Annotated in this window: 13 protein-coding genes and 1 riboswitch; of the genes, 4 read left to right on the forward strand and 9 right to left on the reverse strand. The window is 71.7% G+C overall.

Features of this window, described 5'->3' with window-relative positions; translation table 11 throughout:
• Positions 1-59: 59 nt before the first annotated feature.
• Positions 60-596 (forward strand): TetR/AcrR family transcriptional regulator, encoded by a 537-nt coding sequence (locus ACIBMZ_RS16460; RefSeq protein ID WP_396694490.1) that lies wholly within the window; start codon positions 60-62, stop codon positions 594-596.
• 350 nt (positions 597-946) lie between these two features.
• Positions 947-1,067: riboswitch (SAM riboswitch) on the forward strand.
• A gap of 52 nt (positions 1,068-1,119) precedes the next feature.
• Positions 1,120-2,349: an aminotransferase class V-fold PLP-dependent enzyme gene (locus tag ACIBMZ_RS16465; protein WP_396694799.1), complete on the forward strand. Its 1,230-nt coding sequence runs from the start codon at positions 1,120-1,122 to the stop codon at positions 2,347-2,349.
• Between the two features lie 20 nt (positions 2,350-2,369).
• On the opposite strand, the gene ACIBMZ_RS16470 is transcribed toward ACIBMZ_RS16465, so the two are convergent.
• The 5 genes from ACIBMZ_RS16470 to ACIBMZ_RS16490 are packed head-to-tail and all read right to left on the reverse strand — an operon-like array spanning position 2,370 to position 7,963.
• Positions 2,370-4,220: a GMC oxidoreductase gene (locus ACIBMZ_RS16470; RefSeq protein ID WP_396694492.1), complete on the reverse strand. Its 1,851-nt coding sequence runs from the start codon at positions 4,218-4,220 to the stop codon at positions 2,370-2,372.
• Complete coding sequence (locus ACIBMZ_RS16475) at positions 4,217-5,293, reverse strand: hypothetical protein (protein ID WP_396694494.1); 1,077 nt, start codon at positions 5,291-5,293, stop codon at positions 4,217-4,219. Before ACIBMZ_RS16475 ends, ACIBMZ_RS16470 begins: the two co-directional genes overlap by 4 nt.
• Before the next feature lie 16 nt (positions 5,294-5,309).
• Complete coding sequence (locus tag ACIBMZ_RS16480) at positions 5,310-6,131, reverse strand: ABC transporter permease (protein WP_396694496.1); 822 nt, start codon at positions 6,129-6,131, stop codon at positions 5,310-5,312.
• The gene (locus ACIBMZ_RS16485) at positions 6,128-6,952 is read right to left on the reverse strand and encodes an ABC transporter permease (protein ID WP_396694498.1); all 825 of its coding nucleotides are present in this window, start codon (positions 6,950-6,952) and stop codon (positions 6,128-6,130) included. Before ACIBMZ_RS16485 ends, ACIBMZ_RS16480 begins: the two co-directional genes overlap by 4 nt.
• Complete coding sequence (locus ACIBMZ_RS16490) at positions 6,953-7,963, reverse strand: ATP-binding cassette domain-containing protein (protein ID WP_396694500.1); 1,011 nt, start codon at positions 7,961-7,963, stop codon at positions 6,953-6,955.
• 173 nt (positions 7,964-8,136) lie between these two features.
• On the opposite strand from ACIBMZ_RS16490, the gene ACIBMZ_RS16495 reads away from it, so the two are divergent.
• The gene (locus ACIBMZ_RS16495; RefSeq protein ID WP_396694502.1) at positions 8,137-9,030 is read left to right on the forward strand and encodes an aminoglycoside phosphotransferase family protein; all 894 of its coding nucleotides are present in this window, start codon (positions 8,137-8,139) and stop codon (positions 9,028-9,030) included.
• On the opposite strand, the gene ACIBMZ_RS16500 is transcribed toward ACIBMZ_RS16495, so the two are convergent.
• On the reverse strand, positions 9,019-10,326 hold the full coding sequence (locus ACIBMZ_RS16500; protein WP_396694504.1) for a protoporphyrinogen/coproporphyrinogen oxidase: 1,308 nt from the start codon (positions 10,324-10,326) through the stop codon (positions 9,019-9,021). The two genes, ACIBMZ_RS16495 and ACIBMZ_RS16500, sit on opposite strands and share 12 nt — an antisense overlap.
• Before the next feature lie 43 nt (positions 10,327-10,369).
• A complete protein-coding gene (locus ACIBMZ_RS16505) occupies positions 10,370-12,037 on the reverse strand; it encodes a thiamine pyrophosphate-binding protein (protein WP_396694506.1) in 1,668 nt (555 codons plus the stop codon).
• Positions 12,038-12,145: 108 nt separating this feature from the next.
• Here ACIBMZ_RS16505 and ACIBMZ_RS16510 point away from each other — a divergent pair, with 108 nt between their 5' ends.
• On the forward strand, positions 12,146-13,648 hold the full coding sequence (locus ACIBMZ_RS16510) for a class I adenylate-forming enzyme family protein (protein ID WP_396694508.1): 1,503 nt from the start codon (positions 12,146-12,148) through the stop codon (positions 13,646-13,648).
• On the opposite strand, the gene ACIBMZ_RS16515 is transcribed toward ACIBMZ_RS16510, so the two are convergent.
• Both ACIBMZ_RS16515 and ACIBMZ_RS16520 read right to left on the reverse strand, forming a co-directional pair.
• Positions 13,601-14,500 carry a PHP domain-containing protein gene (locus ACIBMZ_RS16515; RefSeq protein ID WP_396694510.1) on the reverse strand — a complete coding sequence of 300 codons (900 nt, stop codon included), beginning with the start codon at positions 14,498-14,500 and terminating at the stop codon, positions 13,601-13,603. The genes ACIBMZ_RS16510 and ACIBMZ_RS16515 overlap by 48 nt on opposite strands.
• Positions 14,490-15,434, reverse strand: a complete 945-nt coding sequence (locus ACIBMZ_RS16520) for an NAD-dependent epimerase/dehydratase family protein (protein WP_396694512.1) — start codon at positions 15,432-15,434, stop codon at positions 14,490-14,492. The genes ACIBMZ_RS16515 and ACIBMZ_RS16520 overlap by 11 nt, the downstream gene beginning before the upstream one ends.
• Positions 15,435-15,445 lie beyond the last annotated feature (11 nt).

Here is a 15,445-nt window from a genome sequence, read left to right on the forward strand (position 1 = left end):
CCCCACTTCCTGTCGGTTACGATATGGGGGGGTAACCCCACTTATTCAAACGGCAGGCGATGAGAGTTGACGCACAACGCAACCGCGCGCTGATCGTCACGGCGGCCAGCGAGGCGGTCGCCCGGGACGGCGCGTACGCGTCGCTGGAGGAGATCGCCCGAGCCGCCGGCGTGGGCTCGGCGACCCTGCACCGGCACTTCCCGTCCCGCTGGGCGTTGCTGGAGGCGGTCTTCCACGACCGGGTCGAAGCGCTCTGTGCCCGCGCCGGTGAGCTGTCGACCGGGCCGGACGCCCGCCAGGCGCTGACGACCTGGCTGTGCGAGCTGGCGGTCTACAGCACGACCACCCGCGGCCTGGTCACCTCCCTGCTCAGGGCGCCCCAGGAGAGCGAGTCCTGCTCCGCGATGCTCGTGACGGCCGGCGAACCGCTGCGGCGCCGAGCCGCCGAGGAAGGGACCGTACGCGCGGACGTCGAGATGATCGACCTGGTGACCCTCGTCAAGGCGATCGCGCTGGCGGCGGAATCGACGAGTGCGGCCGAGGCGGAGCGGCTGGTGCGACTCGCCCTGGAAGGAATGAGCCCGTCCCGGCGGTGAACCCACGCAGAGGACGACGACGCCGCCCGGTGTTTCGTCAGCCGGGCGGCCCGGCCTCGACAGGGCCGCCCGGCTCACCTGCTGCGCGTCGGCCGGACCGAGCCGCCCGATGCTGGTCGCGCCGTCGACGAGGTGACCGAAAGTGCTTCGCGAAGTTGACAGGCGATCCACTGGTTCGTCCATCATGGAGTGTGCTGTTCACCGTGGTGGAGTCGATCGGCGGCGCGTGACCGTGACCGGTGCGGCGAGGGGCGACTCAAGGGGGCTGTCGCGTGTCGTACGAACAGGGACATGCTGGGCGCGCCACGGGCCCTAGCGGGCGGGCTCGCCGGTGTGGCAACATCGGCAGCGGTCATGAGTGTCAGCGTCAAGGCCCCGGCCTGCTGACCGGCAACCCTCGTATATCCGCGGTGGGGTGCCTCCGGGTGAGGACCAGGCCGCCGGCGACCGCCGCAGCGGCAAGCGCGGACCCCCACGGGTCCACTGTCACCTGAGGACCACTGTGCCCACGATCGTTCCCACCGTGCTCGGCGACGACCTGCCGGTCCGCCTCGCCGACGGCACCACCGCCGCGTACGCCAACCTCGACTACGCCGCCACCGCACCCTGTCTCGCCGAGGTCGCCGAGGCGGTGACCGAGCTGCTGCCCTGGTACGCCAGCGTGCACCGGGGTGCCGGTGCTGCGTCGCGCCGATGCACGCTGGCCTACGAGCAGTCCCGTCAGACCGTCGCGGACTTCCTCGACATCCGGCCGGACGACCACGTGATCTTCACCCGGAACACCACCGATGCGATGAACCTGCTCGCCCGGGCCCTGCCACCGCACACCACCGTGGTGACCTGGGCCGGCGAGCACCACGCGAACCTTCTGGCCTGGCCGCGCGTGCACCGCCTGCCGGTGCCCACCGACCTGCCCGAGGTGACGTCCGGGCTGACCCGTGCACTGGCCGCCCTGGACAGCGCGGGGCCGGTGCTGGTGGCGGTCACCGGCGCCTCCAACGTCACCGGAGAGGTCTGGCCGATAGCCGACATCGCGGAGATCGCGCATCGGCACGGCGCGCGGATCGCCGTCGACGCCGCACAGTTGGCCCCGCACCGCGCGGTCTCCATGGCCGGCGCCGACATCGACTACCTGGCGCTGTCCGGGCACAAGCTGTACGCGCCGTTCGGCACGGGAGTCCTGGCCGGCCGAGCCGACTGGCTCGACGCCGCCGACCCGTACCTGTCCGGTGGCGGGGCCACCCGGCACGTCGGTGACGAGCCCGCCGACGTGCAGTGGCAGACCGGTCCGGCGCGACACGAGGCCGGCACGCCGAACCTGCTGGGCGCGGTCGCGCTCGCCGCCGCCTGCGCCACGATCTCCGCCGCCGCGCCGGACGTTCTCGCCCGCCACGAGCAGGAGCTGCTGACCCGGCTGCGCGACGGCCTCGCCGCCCTGCCGCAGGTGGCGGAACTGCGCACGTTCGACGCCGATCACGACCGGGTCGGCATCGTCAGCTTCACCGTCGCCGACCGGCGGGCAGCCGACGTCACCCACCGCCTCTCCACCGAGTACGGGATCGGCGTACGCGACGGCTTGTTCTGCGCCCACCCGCTCAGCCGGAGGTTGCTGGCCGGCGCCGCCGCGCGGCTCGGCCGCCCGACCGACGGGTACGCGATCCGGGCCAGCATCGGCATCGGCACGACCGCCGAGCACGTCGACCGACTCCTGCACGGGCTACGCGAGATCGTGACCTCGCCTGCGGAGCAGTAAGCCGTCCTCGGGGTGTGCCGTCAGGTGCTGAGGTGTGCGGCGAGGCGCAGCGCCAGCGCCGCAAGCGTCAGCGTCGGGTTGGCCGCCGGTGAGTTGGGGAAGACGGAGAGGTCGCAGACGTAGAGGTTGCGGTGGCCCCGGACACGCAGGTTCTCGTCGACCACTCCCGGACGCTGCCGACCGGGTGTGACGCGCCCCATCCGCATCGTGCCGACCTCGTGCGACACCCCGCCGAGCGGAGCCCAGAGCTGCTCGTACACGTCGCCGCCGAAGGCGCGGACGACATCGGCGGCGATCTTGTCGAGAGCGGCCTGGACCTGGTCGGCTCGCGGGCTGGGATGGATGCGGATGGTGGGCAGCGCGGTCGGCTTCGCACCCTCCGGCCGGGACTCGGTCCGGGTCACGGCGTTCTGCTCGACCAGCGGCGCCTCGACCATGAACACCAGCTCGCCCGGCATCTTCCCGTCGATCGTCGCCAGGTCCGCGCCGGTGAACTCCAGGGCGTTGACGAACCGGAACTGGTTGAGGTTCGCACCCAGGTCCAGTGTGACGCTGTACGGGTGGGCGGGGTCGACGTCGGCGGCGTCGGTGAGTTGCCGGGAGACGGTCTTGCTGGAGTCGAACCGGCTGTGCCAGTCGCCGCCCTGCCGCACCCAGAACTTCACCACGTAGATCGGGTGGTCGGTGATGCCGCGCCCGATCAGCGGATCGTCATCGGCGAGGCCGGACGCCTGGGCGACCACTGCGGTGCCGACCGTGCCGGCGGCCAGCACCACCACGCCGTCGTCGGCCAGCCGGTAGGTGCGGTCCCGACCTGCCAGGTGGTCGTACGCGACCACGCCGGTGACCTCGCCCGCCGCCCTCTCGACCCCGACCACCTCGTGGTTCAGGTGGACCCGCAGGTTCCCGAAGCGGTCGTCCTGCATCGCGCGGCTGAGCAGCAGTTCGGCCGCCGACCAGATCCCGGCCGGCACCGCCCCGGGGACCGGTCCGCGGTACTCGATCGCCATCGGCGGATCGAAGTGCCGGAAGTCGGCCAACGCGGGCAACTCCCGCAGCCTGGCCTTGACCATCGTCTGGTACGCCGACGGGACCAGGGGAGTGACGCGGGTCAACTGCTCCGCGCGGTCGTACCAGACGTCGCACAGCTCGTCGCGGACCGTCTCCGGCCAGTCGCGGAACTCCCAGCGGTGCATCCGGGGTGCCGACGCTCCCCAGAAGAGGGTCCGGCCGCCGAGGTTGAGGCCCTGGGCGATCCGCGCCCTGGCGCTCTCGGCGTCGGCGGCCCGCCAGCGCCGCCGACCGAAGGCACCCCAGTGGTGGAAGATGTTCGGGTACACGTCGGGGCCGACCGGTTGGTACCGGGCCAGGTTGCCGGTGTGCGTTCCGAACAGGTAACTGCCCGCCTCCAACAGCAGGACGCGCGGTGGCCGGCCACCCCGCCACGGCGTCTCGGCGAGTCGGTACGCCAGGGTGCCGCCGCCGGCACCGGAGCCGACGACGATCACGTCGTAGCGGTGCGCGGTGTCCGGGTCGCCGGGGAAGAAGTGCCGCGCGACATGTGACTCGCCGACGAGGACGTCGTGGTGCCGCGCGAAGTGGACCCGCCCGTCGAGACAGCAGGTCGGGGCGGCCAGTTCGGCGGAGGTCAGGTGTAGCGGCCCGTCGAGCTGGGGGTCGCCGTCGAGGAGGACGACGACGTCGACACCCTCGGGGTGTGCCGCCGGATCGAGCGGGACCGTCCACTCGTCGGCCTGCCGGTCGTACCGGAGGTCCCGCGTCTCACCGCCGCCGAGCCGCACCTGAAGGTGGTCGTCGGGCCGCAGCGCCGGCATCCGCAGGACCACCGTGCACACCGCCTCCACGCTCACCGTCCGCCACCGCCTTTCGCGGCTGTCGGCAGGCCCTCACGGCCGTGCCACTGATCCGTCTCCGGCTCCTGCGTCCGATGACGCCGGATCTCCTCGACGGCCTGCCGCAACACCCGCACCTCGGTGTCGAAGACCCGCTCCAGGCGGGGCATGGCCTCCACGTCGAACCGGGAGGACCGTCCCTTCTGCTCGTGCCACAGCATCCCGTTGCGCAACGCCACCGCGTCGGTCTGCATCGCACGGCAGTCGTCCACCAGCGGTGCCAGTGCCGGGGCGAGTTCGGCCAGCCGGACGAACCGCTCCGTCATCAGCCGCTTGTGCTCCCACAACACGTGCAGGTACCGGATGTCGTACGCCGCATCGCCGGTGAGGTAGTCGCGCAGATATCCACGGATCGGCGCGTAGGAGTCGACACCGTACGCCCGGTCCCACTCCTCCTGGAGCATGTCGACCCGGCTGCTCGGGTTGGCCCCGGACAGGTACTCCTCGAACGCGCCGCCCACCACGTGCAGCCGCATCCGGTAGCTGGCGTCCGGTCGTACCCGGTAGAAGTAGACCTGGAAGCAGTCGTTCTCCACCTCGTCCAGGCTCGCGTACGCGCGGGCGAAGTCGTCCTGCCCGACCGTGGTGGTCCGCAGCGACCCGTTGGCCGTGTAGCCGTAGACGGTGAACGTGCCCTCGTCGTCGTCCACGCCGCAGACCAGCACGTCGTGGGTCTGGTGCCACTGCTGGTAGGGCGCCCGGCCGGGCAGGTGGTGCTCGTCCAGGTTGAGGTACGGGTAGTAGCCGGCACCGACGGAGTCGCGGCAGAGCGCGACGATGTCCCCGCCGACACAGGCGACCCACTCGCGGCTGGCCCGGACGACCTCCAGCCACGGGCTGATCGCGTAGTCGTAGAGATAGAAGCCGAACGGCACCGGCGAGTCCGGCGCCTTGGGGTCGAAGGCGACGTGGATGTAGTTGCTCAGGATCCAGTCCCGGGCCCGAGCCTCGGTGGCCAGGATCGCCAACGGGAAGGCGTAGAACTGGTAACCCCGGGCCAGCGGCTCACCGAGCGGCAACTGTCTTCTCATACCGATGCCTCTCCTCTCAGCTCCCGGTCATCTCGTACCGGCGGATGCCCATGTTCCAGATGCCGTAGCCGACGCCCAGCATGCCCGCCGCCACCAGCGGCGTGAGCCAGACCAACCGACCGTCCCCGCCGAGCAGGAAGTCCACCGGGATGTACGCGGTGAACGCGAACGGCAGCACCCAGGTCAGCACGGACCGCAACACGCCCGGGTAGATCTCCAGGGGGAACGCGGCGAACTCGGAGAGCTGGTTGGCGGCGTGCATCGCGGGTTGGCTGGTGACCGTCCAGAAGGCGATCGAGGCGAAGATCAGCTTGATCCCGGTGTAGATCAGCGTGCCGCAGACGACCAGACCGGCACCGACCAGGACCAGCTCGGCGTCCACGGTCAGCCCGAGCCGCCGGCCCGCGTACCCGAGCAGCGCGAACCCGACCAGCAGCTCACCGAGCGCGTCGGGCCAGAAGAACCGCTCCGACAGGACGCTGAACAGCGGATTCACCGGCCGGATCAGGTGCCGGTAGAAGTCGCCGCTGCGGATCAACTGCCAGGCGACCACCCACAGGTAGTCGGTGAAGAGCCGGTCCAGCCCACGGGGCAGCAACGCGAAGCCCAGCAGGAACAACACCTGGTCCACCGACCAGCCGCCGACCGTGGGCACCAACTGGAAGATGCTGCCGATCAGCAGGACCTGGACGCCGACCCGGAGCAGGAAACCGACGCCGCCGAGCAGGAAGTCGGTGCGGTAGGCCACGAGCCGCCGGAGGCTGACCCCACCGAGGAACCAGGTCAGCCGCGCGTAACGCAGCGGGGCCCGCCGCGACGCGCGACCGGGGCCGCTCATCCGCCGAGCACCTGTACGCGTCGGACGAACACCCGCCACAGCACCGCGCACGCACCGGCGAGCAGCACCGCCCAGCCCACCTGCCCGGCCAGGATGACCACCGCGTCGGACGCGCCGTCGTACCGGCCGGTCAGCAGGCGGACCGGCGCGTACACCATGGACTGGAAGGGCAGGACCGAGGCGGCGGCGGCCAGCGGCGCCGGCATCAGGTCCAGCGGTACGAGCTGACCGGCGAAGAACACCACGACGCTCTCCTTGACGATGCGGATGCCCCAGATGTTGGTGGTGGCGATGCCGCAGAGCCCGACCAGCATGTTGAGGCTGAACGCGATCACCGCCGAGGACGGCACCGCCGCCAGGAACAGCAGCAGGTCCACCGGGGCCGGGGACTGTAGGGGGAAGAGCACCGAAAAGATCAACAAGGTGGGCAGGCCCACCATCAGCAGATTCGTGATCAACACCGGCAGGGCGGTGAAGATCCGCATCACCGGATAGCTGACCGGACGGATCAGCGCGACGGCGATGTCGCCGCGCAGGATGTCCTGCCCGATCTCGCTGTCGACCTGGTTGGCGTGCAGCACCCCGAGCACCTGGGCGGCGATCAGGTAGGTGGTGATGCCCTCGACGCCGAAGCCGCCGGGTCCCGCGTCGGGACTGGCCGCGTAGACCGCACGCCACAGGAAGACCACCACGGCGGTGCTGGTCGCCGTGGTGGCCAGGCTGACGAAGAAGCTCGCCCGGTACTGCAGCGTCGCCTGTAGACCGCTGACCGCGAACGGCAGGTAACGACGCAGGCGGGGAGAGCGGACCGCGACCGTCATTCAGCCGTGCTCCGCCGGCTGGCGAGCACCGTAGATCTCCCGCAGCACCGTCTGCAGGTCCGGCTCCGGCGCGAAACAGTCGGTCACGTCGAAGTGGTGCAGGACCCAGGTGAGCACCTCCCGGGCGGTGAGCCGGTCGACGGGGAAGCCGATCGTCACCCGCTGTTGGTCGTCGACGGAGACGGTGGTGCCGGTCAGCGCCTCCTCGATCCGGCCCGCCACCTGCTCGGGCGACTCGTCTCCCCGGTGGTCGAAGTGCACCGCCCGGTGGCGGGCCGTGCGCAGCAGCGCCGCGAGCGTGCCCTGGTGCACGATCCGGCCCTGGTCGACCACCAGCACCTGGTCGCAGATGGCGGAGATGTCACTGATGTCGTGACTGGTCAGGAAGATCGTCGTGCCGTGTTCCCGGTTGATCTGGTTGGCCAGCTCCCGCACGGCCTCCTTGAGCACCAGGTCGAGCCCGATCGTGGGTTCGTCCCAGAAGACCACGGCCGGGGTGTGCAGCAGGCTCGCGGCGATCTCCGCGCGCATCCGCTGCCCGAGGCTGAGTTCCCGGATCGGGGTGTTGCCCAGCGCGTCGATGTCGAGCAGTTCCCGGAACAACGACAGGTTGCGCCGGTAGACCGCCTCGTCGATGTCGTAGATGTGTTTGAGGATCCGGAAGGAGTCCGGCACCGACAGGTCCCACCACAGTTGGCTGCGATGGCCGAACACGACACCGATGTTGCCGCTGTTGCGGACGCGGTCGCGGTGCGGCTCGATCCCGTCGACCGTGCACCGCCCGCGGGTCGGGGTCGTCACCCCGGTCAGCAGCTTGACCGTGGTGGACTTGCCGGCGCCGTTCGCCCCCAGGTACGCCACCCGGGTCCCGGCCGACACCTCGAAGGACACCTCGTCCACCGCGGTCACCGTGGTGTGCCGCCGGCTGAACAGGGTCCGGAGGCTGCCCAGGACGCCCGGCTCGCGTTCGTACCGCCGGAACGTCTTGGTGAGCCCCTCCGCCCTGATCACCGTGTGTCGGCCCGGCCGCGAACACCTGTCGTGGCGGCGGATCGGCCCGGTCGAGTGAGCATTGCCAGACGATATGGGGTGGCCGTCGAGCGGGCAATACCCATTGATCGTCGTCCCCGGACCCGGGTGACCGGCGTGAATCGGTTGATCAGGCCCTCTGTTATCGTGACTCGATGCAGGCGGACGCGATGATCGCGGTCGACGAGGCGGAACGGATCGCCCACGCGACCGGGCAACGGGTGGTGCACGCGGTCCGCGTCCGGCGTGGATATTCCAACAACCGGCGCTGGCTCGCCCGCCTCGACGACGGCCGCACCGTCTTCGTCAAGCACGCCGACGACGAGCCGGGCGCGATCTGGCTACGCCGCGAGCACGCCGTCTACCGGCAGCTCCACGCACCGTTCATGCCGGAGCTGCTCGGCTGGTACGACGACGGTGAGCTGCCGGTACTCGTGCTGGAGGATCTCTCCGCCTCGACCTGGCCGCCACCGTGGTCAGCCGAGCAGCTCCGGGCGGTCCGGGACACGCTGGGCGACCTGGCGGCCCGCCCGGCCGTCGACGGCCTGATCCCCGCCTCGCACACCCAGTACGGCCAGGGCGGCTGGCCCGAGATCGCCCGCGACCCGACCCAGTTCCTGGCGTTGCGCGTCTGTTCGCCGCAGTGGCTGGACAAATGCCTGCCCGCCATTCTCGACGCCGCCGACTTCGCCGGAATGGACGGCGACTCGGTCACCCACCTCGACGTCCGCAGCGACAACCTCTGCTTCCGCGGCACCCAGGCGGTGCTGTTCGACTGGAATCACGCCGCCCTCGGCAATCCGCAGTTCGACCTCGCGTTCTGGCTGCCCAGCCTCACCCTGGAAGGCGGGCCGCAGCCCGCCGAGATGCTCACCGACCCCGACCCGACGGTGGTCACCCTGGTCACCGGCTTCTTCGCCAGCCGGGCCGGTCTGCCCTTCCTGCCGAAGCTGCCGCTGGTCCGTGAGTTCCAGCTCCGTCAACTCCAGGTCGCGCTGCCGTGGATGACCACGGTGTTGGGGCTGCCCCCGGCGGAGTCACTCGACTGAGCTGCCGGCCCGGTGCGCCAGGATCTCCTCGGCCCGGACCCGGCCGCGTAGCACCGCGTCGTCCGAGTTGATATAGAGCCACTCGCCGAACCGGCCCGCACAGTGGATCCGACGCCGCTGGAACTCCGCCAGCAGATGTGTACGCGCCTCGACGGTCGCCGACGTCTGCACCGGGTACGCCCGAGGCAGGGTGACCACACTCGCGGCGCTGACCCGGTCGTCGGCCTCGGCGATGCCGATCCGGCGCAGCGCGGCCAGCACCCGGTCCGTCAGGCCCTCCGGGTCGACGCGCTTGTGCGCGGAGAAGCTCACCTCGGCCTGGATGCCGAAGCACGGTCGCGCGCGCAGCTCGGGGTTGGAGTTCGAGTTCAACACCAGCTTGTGGAACGGGATCTCCGGATCGGCGCAGTACACCCGCTGCATCTCGGTCATGGCCGGCCGGTCGAAGACCAGGTTCACCAGATGGAGGCTGTTGTGGCGCAGCTCGCCCGCGGCGTCGCGGCAGCAGTCGTCGAGACCGTCGGTACGCCGCACCAACTCGTCCAGCGGCATGGTGGAGACGAGATGGTCGTAACCGATCGTGGCACCACCCTCGACCCGGACCACCGACTCGCCGGGACGGACCTCGACGACGTCCTGCCGCCGGATCCGGTCGCCGACCGTACGCAGGAAGCCCTGGTAGAGGTTGGCGAAGCCGCCGGTGGCCGGATAGCGCACGACGGCGTTCGGGAAGTCGGAGAAACGGTCCGGGCGCAACGCGCCGCCGACGATCGCCGCGACGTCCGGGGTGACCACCCGGTTGCTGGTCCAACCCGGCGCGATCTCGGTCAGCGGGAAGGCCCACAGCTTCTCGTTGTAGGGCAGCAGGAAGCGGGTCGCGATGCCGGGCCCGAAGGTCAGCTCGATCCACTCCCGCAGGTTCGCCGGTGGCTCGGCGAGCGGCTGCCGACGGGCGGCCTCGTAGAGGCCCACCAGGCACTCCTCCACCACCTCCGACGGCAGCCCGTGCAGGTGACTCTGGAAGGGGTACCGGACGAAGGTGTCGTGACTGTGCACCCACGCCTCGCGGGGCTGTGCGAACACGCCGGGCTCGCAGAGCCGCTCGACCAGGTCCCGGACGTAGTCGTGCTTGGTGAAGAAGGCGTGCCCACCGAGGTCGAAGGTGGCGCCCCCGAGGTCGAAGGAGCGGCAGAGCCCACCCGGCTCCGCCTCCGACTCCAGGACGGTGTACTCCTCGTCGCCGAGGTGGTAGGCCGCCGACAGCCCGGCCGGACCTGCTCCGATGATGACGATCACGAGTCTCGTCCCTCCTGCCCGGCCGGTGCCGGTCGACGTCTCGTCATGGCTGCCACCGTGGCCGGCGCAGGTAGCCGTCGGGCGAGGCGATGGCGTGCTGGAACCAGCCGGAGACCAGGGTCGGGTCGAGCCGGCAGTCCAGCACGTACGGCCCTTCCGGGCGGGCGATCCAGTCGCGGATCGCCACCAGGTCGGAGACGTCGCGGACCACCGTCCCGGCCGCCCCCAACGCCCGGCCGACGGCGGCGAAGTCGGTGGTCGGGAACAGCGCGTCGGTGATCGGCAGGCCGCGCATCTCCAGTTCCCGTGCCTCCGCGCCGTAGGCGCTGTCGTTGAGCACCAGCAGCAGGATCGGCAACCGGTGGCGGACCGCCGTCTCCAGTTCGCCGAGGGCCATCAGCGCGCCGCCGTCGCCGACGGCGGCGACCGTCGGGGCGTCCGGACGGCCCACGGCGGTGCCGACGGCGCTCGCCAGGCCCAGCCCGATCGACTCGAAGTCGAACGTGCTGACCCGCGCCCGCGGCGCGGCCACCCGCAGGTGCCCCACCGCGTTCCCGGCCGCGTGGCTGCTCTCCTGCACCACCGACCGGTGCGCCGGCAGCCAGGCGTCCAGCGTGGACAGTAACTCGGTGAGGTCGACGAAGCCGGGTGCCGGTGCGCCGGTCGCGGGCTGCGGGGAGGGCGGCGGCGGATCCCACGGGCCGGTCCGGAAACCGGTGGCCCGGTGTCCGCCCCGCCGCAACTCGGCGGCGAGCGAACGGGCGGTCGCCGTGGTGTCCCCGGTCAGTCGGACGGTGACCGGAGCCGAGGCGGTCCGCCGGGGATCCACCTCGCAGTGCACGATCTCCCGCACCTGTGGGAACAGGTGCCCGCCCCGGGTGGTGTAGCGGTCCAGCCCGGTGCCGAAGGCGATGATCGTGTCCGCCGTGGCCACCAACTCGGCGGCGTACGTGGTGCAGTGCGCGCCGAGCAACCCGACGTTCCACGGCACACCGGCGAACAGCCCGTCGGCGTGCAGGGTCGTACCGAGCACGGCGCCGGCCCGTTCGGCCAGCTCGATCAGGGCCGCCCGGGCCTGCGGCGCGAGCGCGCCACGGCCCGCGAGCAGCACCGGGCGTCGGCTCCGCCGGATCACCTCCACGGCGGCGTCCAGGCCGGCGGCGTCCGGAAGCGGGTGCGGTGCCGGTTCGGGTGGACCGACCGGCTCGACCAACACCTCGACCGGCTTGCCTTGCACGTCCAGCGGCACCGTCAGCACCACCGGCCGGCGGTCGTGCACGGCGCGGCGGGCCGCCTCGGCGATCTCCGGGCCGACCCGGTGCGGCTCGTCGAGCCGACGGTGGGCGACCCCGACCGCGTCGAGCAGCGGCGCCTGGTCCAGGAACTGGCCGTAGTCGCCGTGCGTCGTGGCGGTGTCCCCGGCGAACAGCAACAGCGGCGTCTGGCCGCGCGCGCTCTCCAGGATCCCGGTGAGCGCGTTGCTGAACGCGGGACCGACACTGACCGTCGCCACACCGAGCCGACCGGTGCTGCGCGCGTACGCGTCGGCCATGGTGACGGCGTTCGTCTCGTGCCGCGCACCGATGTAGCCGATCCCGTGCCGGTGCACCATGTCGAGCAGGAAGCCCATGTTGCCCCGGCCCATCAGGCCGAAGACGTGGCGGACCCCGAGCCGGTGGACCGAGGCCGCGATCGCTTCCTGCACCCGCATTCAGGACTCCCTGACATCGAGGCGGACCGGCCGCAGGGCCCTCCAGGGGGCGGCTCGCACCGGGTTCGGAGGTCTTCGCGAAAGACAGTTCTCGATATGATTGACCTTATGATCCATTCCGAGAAGCTGTCAACGACGGCCCCGACGATCCGCATCGGCGACCGGATCAGGGAGCTGGCCGCCCGGCATCCCGAGCGACCAGCGGTCATTCTGCCGGACGCCGTCGGGACCCGCTCGCTGACCTGGGGCGAACTGGACCGGACCAGTGACGCGGCGGCCGGTCGACTGGCAGCCGCCGGGGTGGGCCCGGGCGTGCTCGTCGCGGTACGCCTGCCGATGGGACTGGACCATGTGGTGGCCACCCTGGCCGCCTGGAAGTTGAGCGCCACGGTGTTGCCCCTGGACCCCGAGTCGACCGAACGGGAGTTCGCCGTCCTGCTCGACACGGCCCACCCGGCCGTCGTCGTGGCCACCGCACCGCACGACGCGGTGACCACCGTGCCGGCGGCGGAGCTGTGGACGGCACCGCCGGTCGACTGCGCGGCGTTCCCCGCCGGCACACCCCGCTCCGCGCACGCCACCGGCGGCAGCACCGGACGCCCCCGGATCATCCTGCGCCGGCCCGACTGGGTGTACGCCGCCGAGGACTTCCCGTCGGCCGGTGACCGGGCGGTGGGTCTGGACGTCGGGCAGGTCCAGCTCGCCATGATCCCGCTGCACCACGCGGGGTTCACCAAGCTCTACCACGGCCTGGCGCTCGGCCACACCGTGGTGCTGGTGCCGCAGGTGGTGCCGGCCCGGATCCCCGAGCTGATCGAGCGGTACCGGGTCAACTACTTCATCATCGTGCCCAGTCTGATGCGTCGGCTGCTGGCCGTACCGGCCCTGCGCGAGGTCGACGTCTCCTCGGTGACCTGCGTGCACCAGAGTTCGGCGGGTGCCCCGCCGGAGCTCAAGCGCGCCTGGATGGAGGTGTTCGCTCCGGAGACCCTCTATGAGGGGTACTCCAGCCAGGAGCGCATCGGCGCGTTGTGGATCCGGGGTGACGAGTGGCTGCGGCACCCGGGCAGCGTCGGGCGACCGGTGGACTGCGAGGTACGGGTGTACCGCGAGGACGGTGGCGTCGCGGCGGCGGGCGAGGTGGGGGAGGTGTACCTGCGCTCCCGCTTCACCCGGCAGCCCAGCTATCTCGGCGACGGGCCGGCCCTGCCCGAGCGCGACGGCTTCATGAGCCTCGGCGACGCCGGCTTCCTCGACGAGGAGGGCTACCTGCACATCGTCGGTCGGCGCGCCGAGATGATCAACGTCGGCGGGGTGAAGGTCTACCCGGCCGAGGTGGAGGAGGTGCTGCGCCAACACCCCGGGGTCGCGGACGTGGCCGTCGCCGCCCGCCCGCACGCCGTCCTCGGGCAGGCGGTGCACGCCGTGGTGGTCCCGGCGGTCGCGGACGCGCCACCGGCCAAGGCGGACCTGCGGCGGCACTGCCAGCTTCTGCTCTCCACCGCGAAGATGCCGTTGACCTACGAGTTCCGGGACGCGATCCCGCACACCGACACCGGCAAGCTACGCCGCTCCACCCTGGTCGCGTCGACCGTCGACACCAGCGGCTGACCCCGGCGTCCGGATCGGGTCGTCCGGCCGGACGACCCGATCCGCCAGCCGCTCCAGGTAACGCGGGTCCAACGGCACCGGAGGCGGCTGGTACCGCGGGTAGCCGTGGTGGTCGCGCCCGGTGCAGGCGGGGATGCCGGTCTCGGCGCAGAGCGCCGCCCACTCGGCGGTGGCGCGTTCGTCGTGCCGGGGCGTGTGCACCTCGATCGCGTCGAGCAGCGGCAGCACCGCCCGCATCCGCTCCGGGCTGCGGGAGCGCCCCGGGTGCGCCCACACCAGCAGCCCACCCGCGTGGTGCACCACCTCGGCGATCTCCACCGGCTCCGGCATCCCCGCGTACGTCTCGGGTGGTTGTCGGGCCAACGCGTCGTTGATGACCTGCCAGACCTGCGGGTGGGTCGCCCGACCGGTCCGGATCACGTCGCGCGCCACACTGTGCGGCATGACGAGGGCGTCGGTGTCGTCGTACGCGGCGCTGTCCGGCACCGTCAACCCGGCCTCGCGCAACGCCGCGCGGGCGGCCAGCGCGTCCCGTCGCCAGATCCGCCGGTTGGTCGCCAGCAGCGCGGCCAGGTCGGCGTCGTCGGCGCGTACGCCGTGCGCCAGCAGGTGGTTGTCGTGCCGTACCGGGGCTGCCGTGATCTCCACACCGACCACGTAGGACACGCCGAGTTCGGCGGCCCGGGCCGCTGCGGCGACGGTGCCGGTCAGCGTGTCGTGATCGGTCAGCGACACCAGTGCCACACCGGCGCGGGCCTGCACGGTGACCAGCTCGGCGGGACGGTTCCAGCCGTCCGAGAGCCGGGAGTGCCCGTGCAGGTCGGCGATGACGCCGACCGGCTCAGTCGGCACGCAGGTGCCATTCCGCCTGGGCCCGCACCCCGTCGCGCAGCCCGACCCGGGGCGTCCAGCCCAACAACTCCCGTGCCCGGTCGATGCACCCGCCGGTGCGGGACACGTCACCCGGGGGCGCCCCGCCGTCGCGTACCGGCACGGAGCGGCCGGTCACCTCCTCGACGAGCGCGATCAGGTCGGTCAGGGACCGCGCCGACCCACCGGCCACGTTCAGCACGCTGCCGGGCGGCACCGGACGCGTTCCGGCGGCCAGCGTCGCGGACACCACGTCGTCCACGTAGGTGAAGTCGCGCAGTTGCCCGCCGCTGCCGTAGACCGGGAACGCCCGGCCCGTGGCCAGGGCGGCGAACATCCGGTGCAACGCCATGTCCGGGCGCTGCCGGGGCCCGTACACGGTGAAGTAGCGCAGCACCACGGTGGGCACCCGGCGCAGGTCGGCGTAGACCCGGCACAGGTGCTCTGCGGCGAGCTTGGTGACGCCGTACGGGCTGACCGGTCGTGCCGGTGCGTCCTCCGGGGTGGGCCATCGGTGCCCCTCGCCGTACACGGAGGAACTGGAGGCCATCACGACCCGTGGAGCCGGGTCGGTCGCGGCGGCGGCCTCCAGCACGCGCTGGGTGACGAGCACGTTGTGCGTCACGTAGTCGCCGAACCCGTCGCCCCAGGAGGTCCGCACACCGGGTTGACCGGCCAGGTGGAAGACCACGTCCACCCCGTCCAGCAGGGGAGCGGTCGGTGTGCCGGAGAGGTCGACGGTCTCCAGGTCGAACCGGGGATGGTGCCGGACCGCGGCCAGGTTGGCCAGCTTCGTCGCGGGTGGGTAGCCGGAGGTGAGGCAGTCGACGCCGCGTACCTCGTCGCCACGGGCGAGCAGGCGTTCCACCAGATGGCTGCCGATGAAACCGGCCGCTCCGGTCACCAGGACGCGCATCGGGGTCCTCG

The organism is Micromonospora sp. NPDC049900 (assembly GCF_044461025.1).
Taxonomy (GTDB): domain Bacteria; phylum Actinomycetota; class Actinomycetes; order Mycobacteriales; family Micromonosporaceae; genus Micromonospora.

Bases quoted from the DNA above. Each gene is read 5' to 3' on its own strand.
- ACIBMZ_RS16505 (WP_396694506.1), bottom strand. From the start codon at position 12,037: ATGCGGGTGCAGGAAGCGATCGCGGCCTCGGTCCACCGGCTCGGGGTC.
- ACIBMZ_RS16510 (WP_396694508.1), top strand. From the start codon at position 12,146: ATGATCCATTCCGAGAAGCTGTCAACGACGGCCCCGACGATCCGCATC.
- ACIBMZ_RS16475 (WP_396694494.1), bottom strand. From the start codon at position 5,293: ATGAGAAGACAGTTGCCGCTCGGTGAGCCGCTGGCCCGGGGTTACCAG.
- ACIBMZ_RS16480 (WP_396694496.1), bottom strand. From the start codon at position 6,131: ATGAGCGGCCCCGGTCGCGCGTCGCGGCGGGCCCCGCTGCGTTACGCG.
- ACIBMZ_RS16520 (WP_396694512.1), bottom strand. From the start codon at position 15,434: ATGCGCGTCCTGGTGACCGGAGCGGCCGGTTTCATCGGCAGCCATCTG.
- ACIBMZ_RS16495 (WP_396694502.1), top strand. From the start codon at position 8,137: ATGCAGGCGGACGCGATGATCGCGGTCGACGAGGCGGAACGGATCGCC.
- ACIBMZ_RS16460 (WP_396694490.1), top strand. From the start codon at position 60: ATGAGAGTTGACGCACAACGCAACCGCGCGCTGATCGTCACGGCGGCC.
- ACIBMZ_RS16485 (WP_396694498.1), bottom strand. From the start codon at position 6,952: ATGACGGTCGCGGTCCGCTCTCCCCGCCTGCGTCGTTACCTGCCGTTC.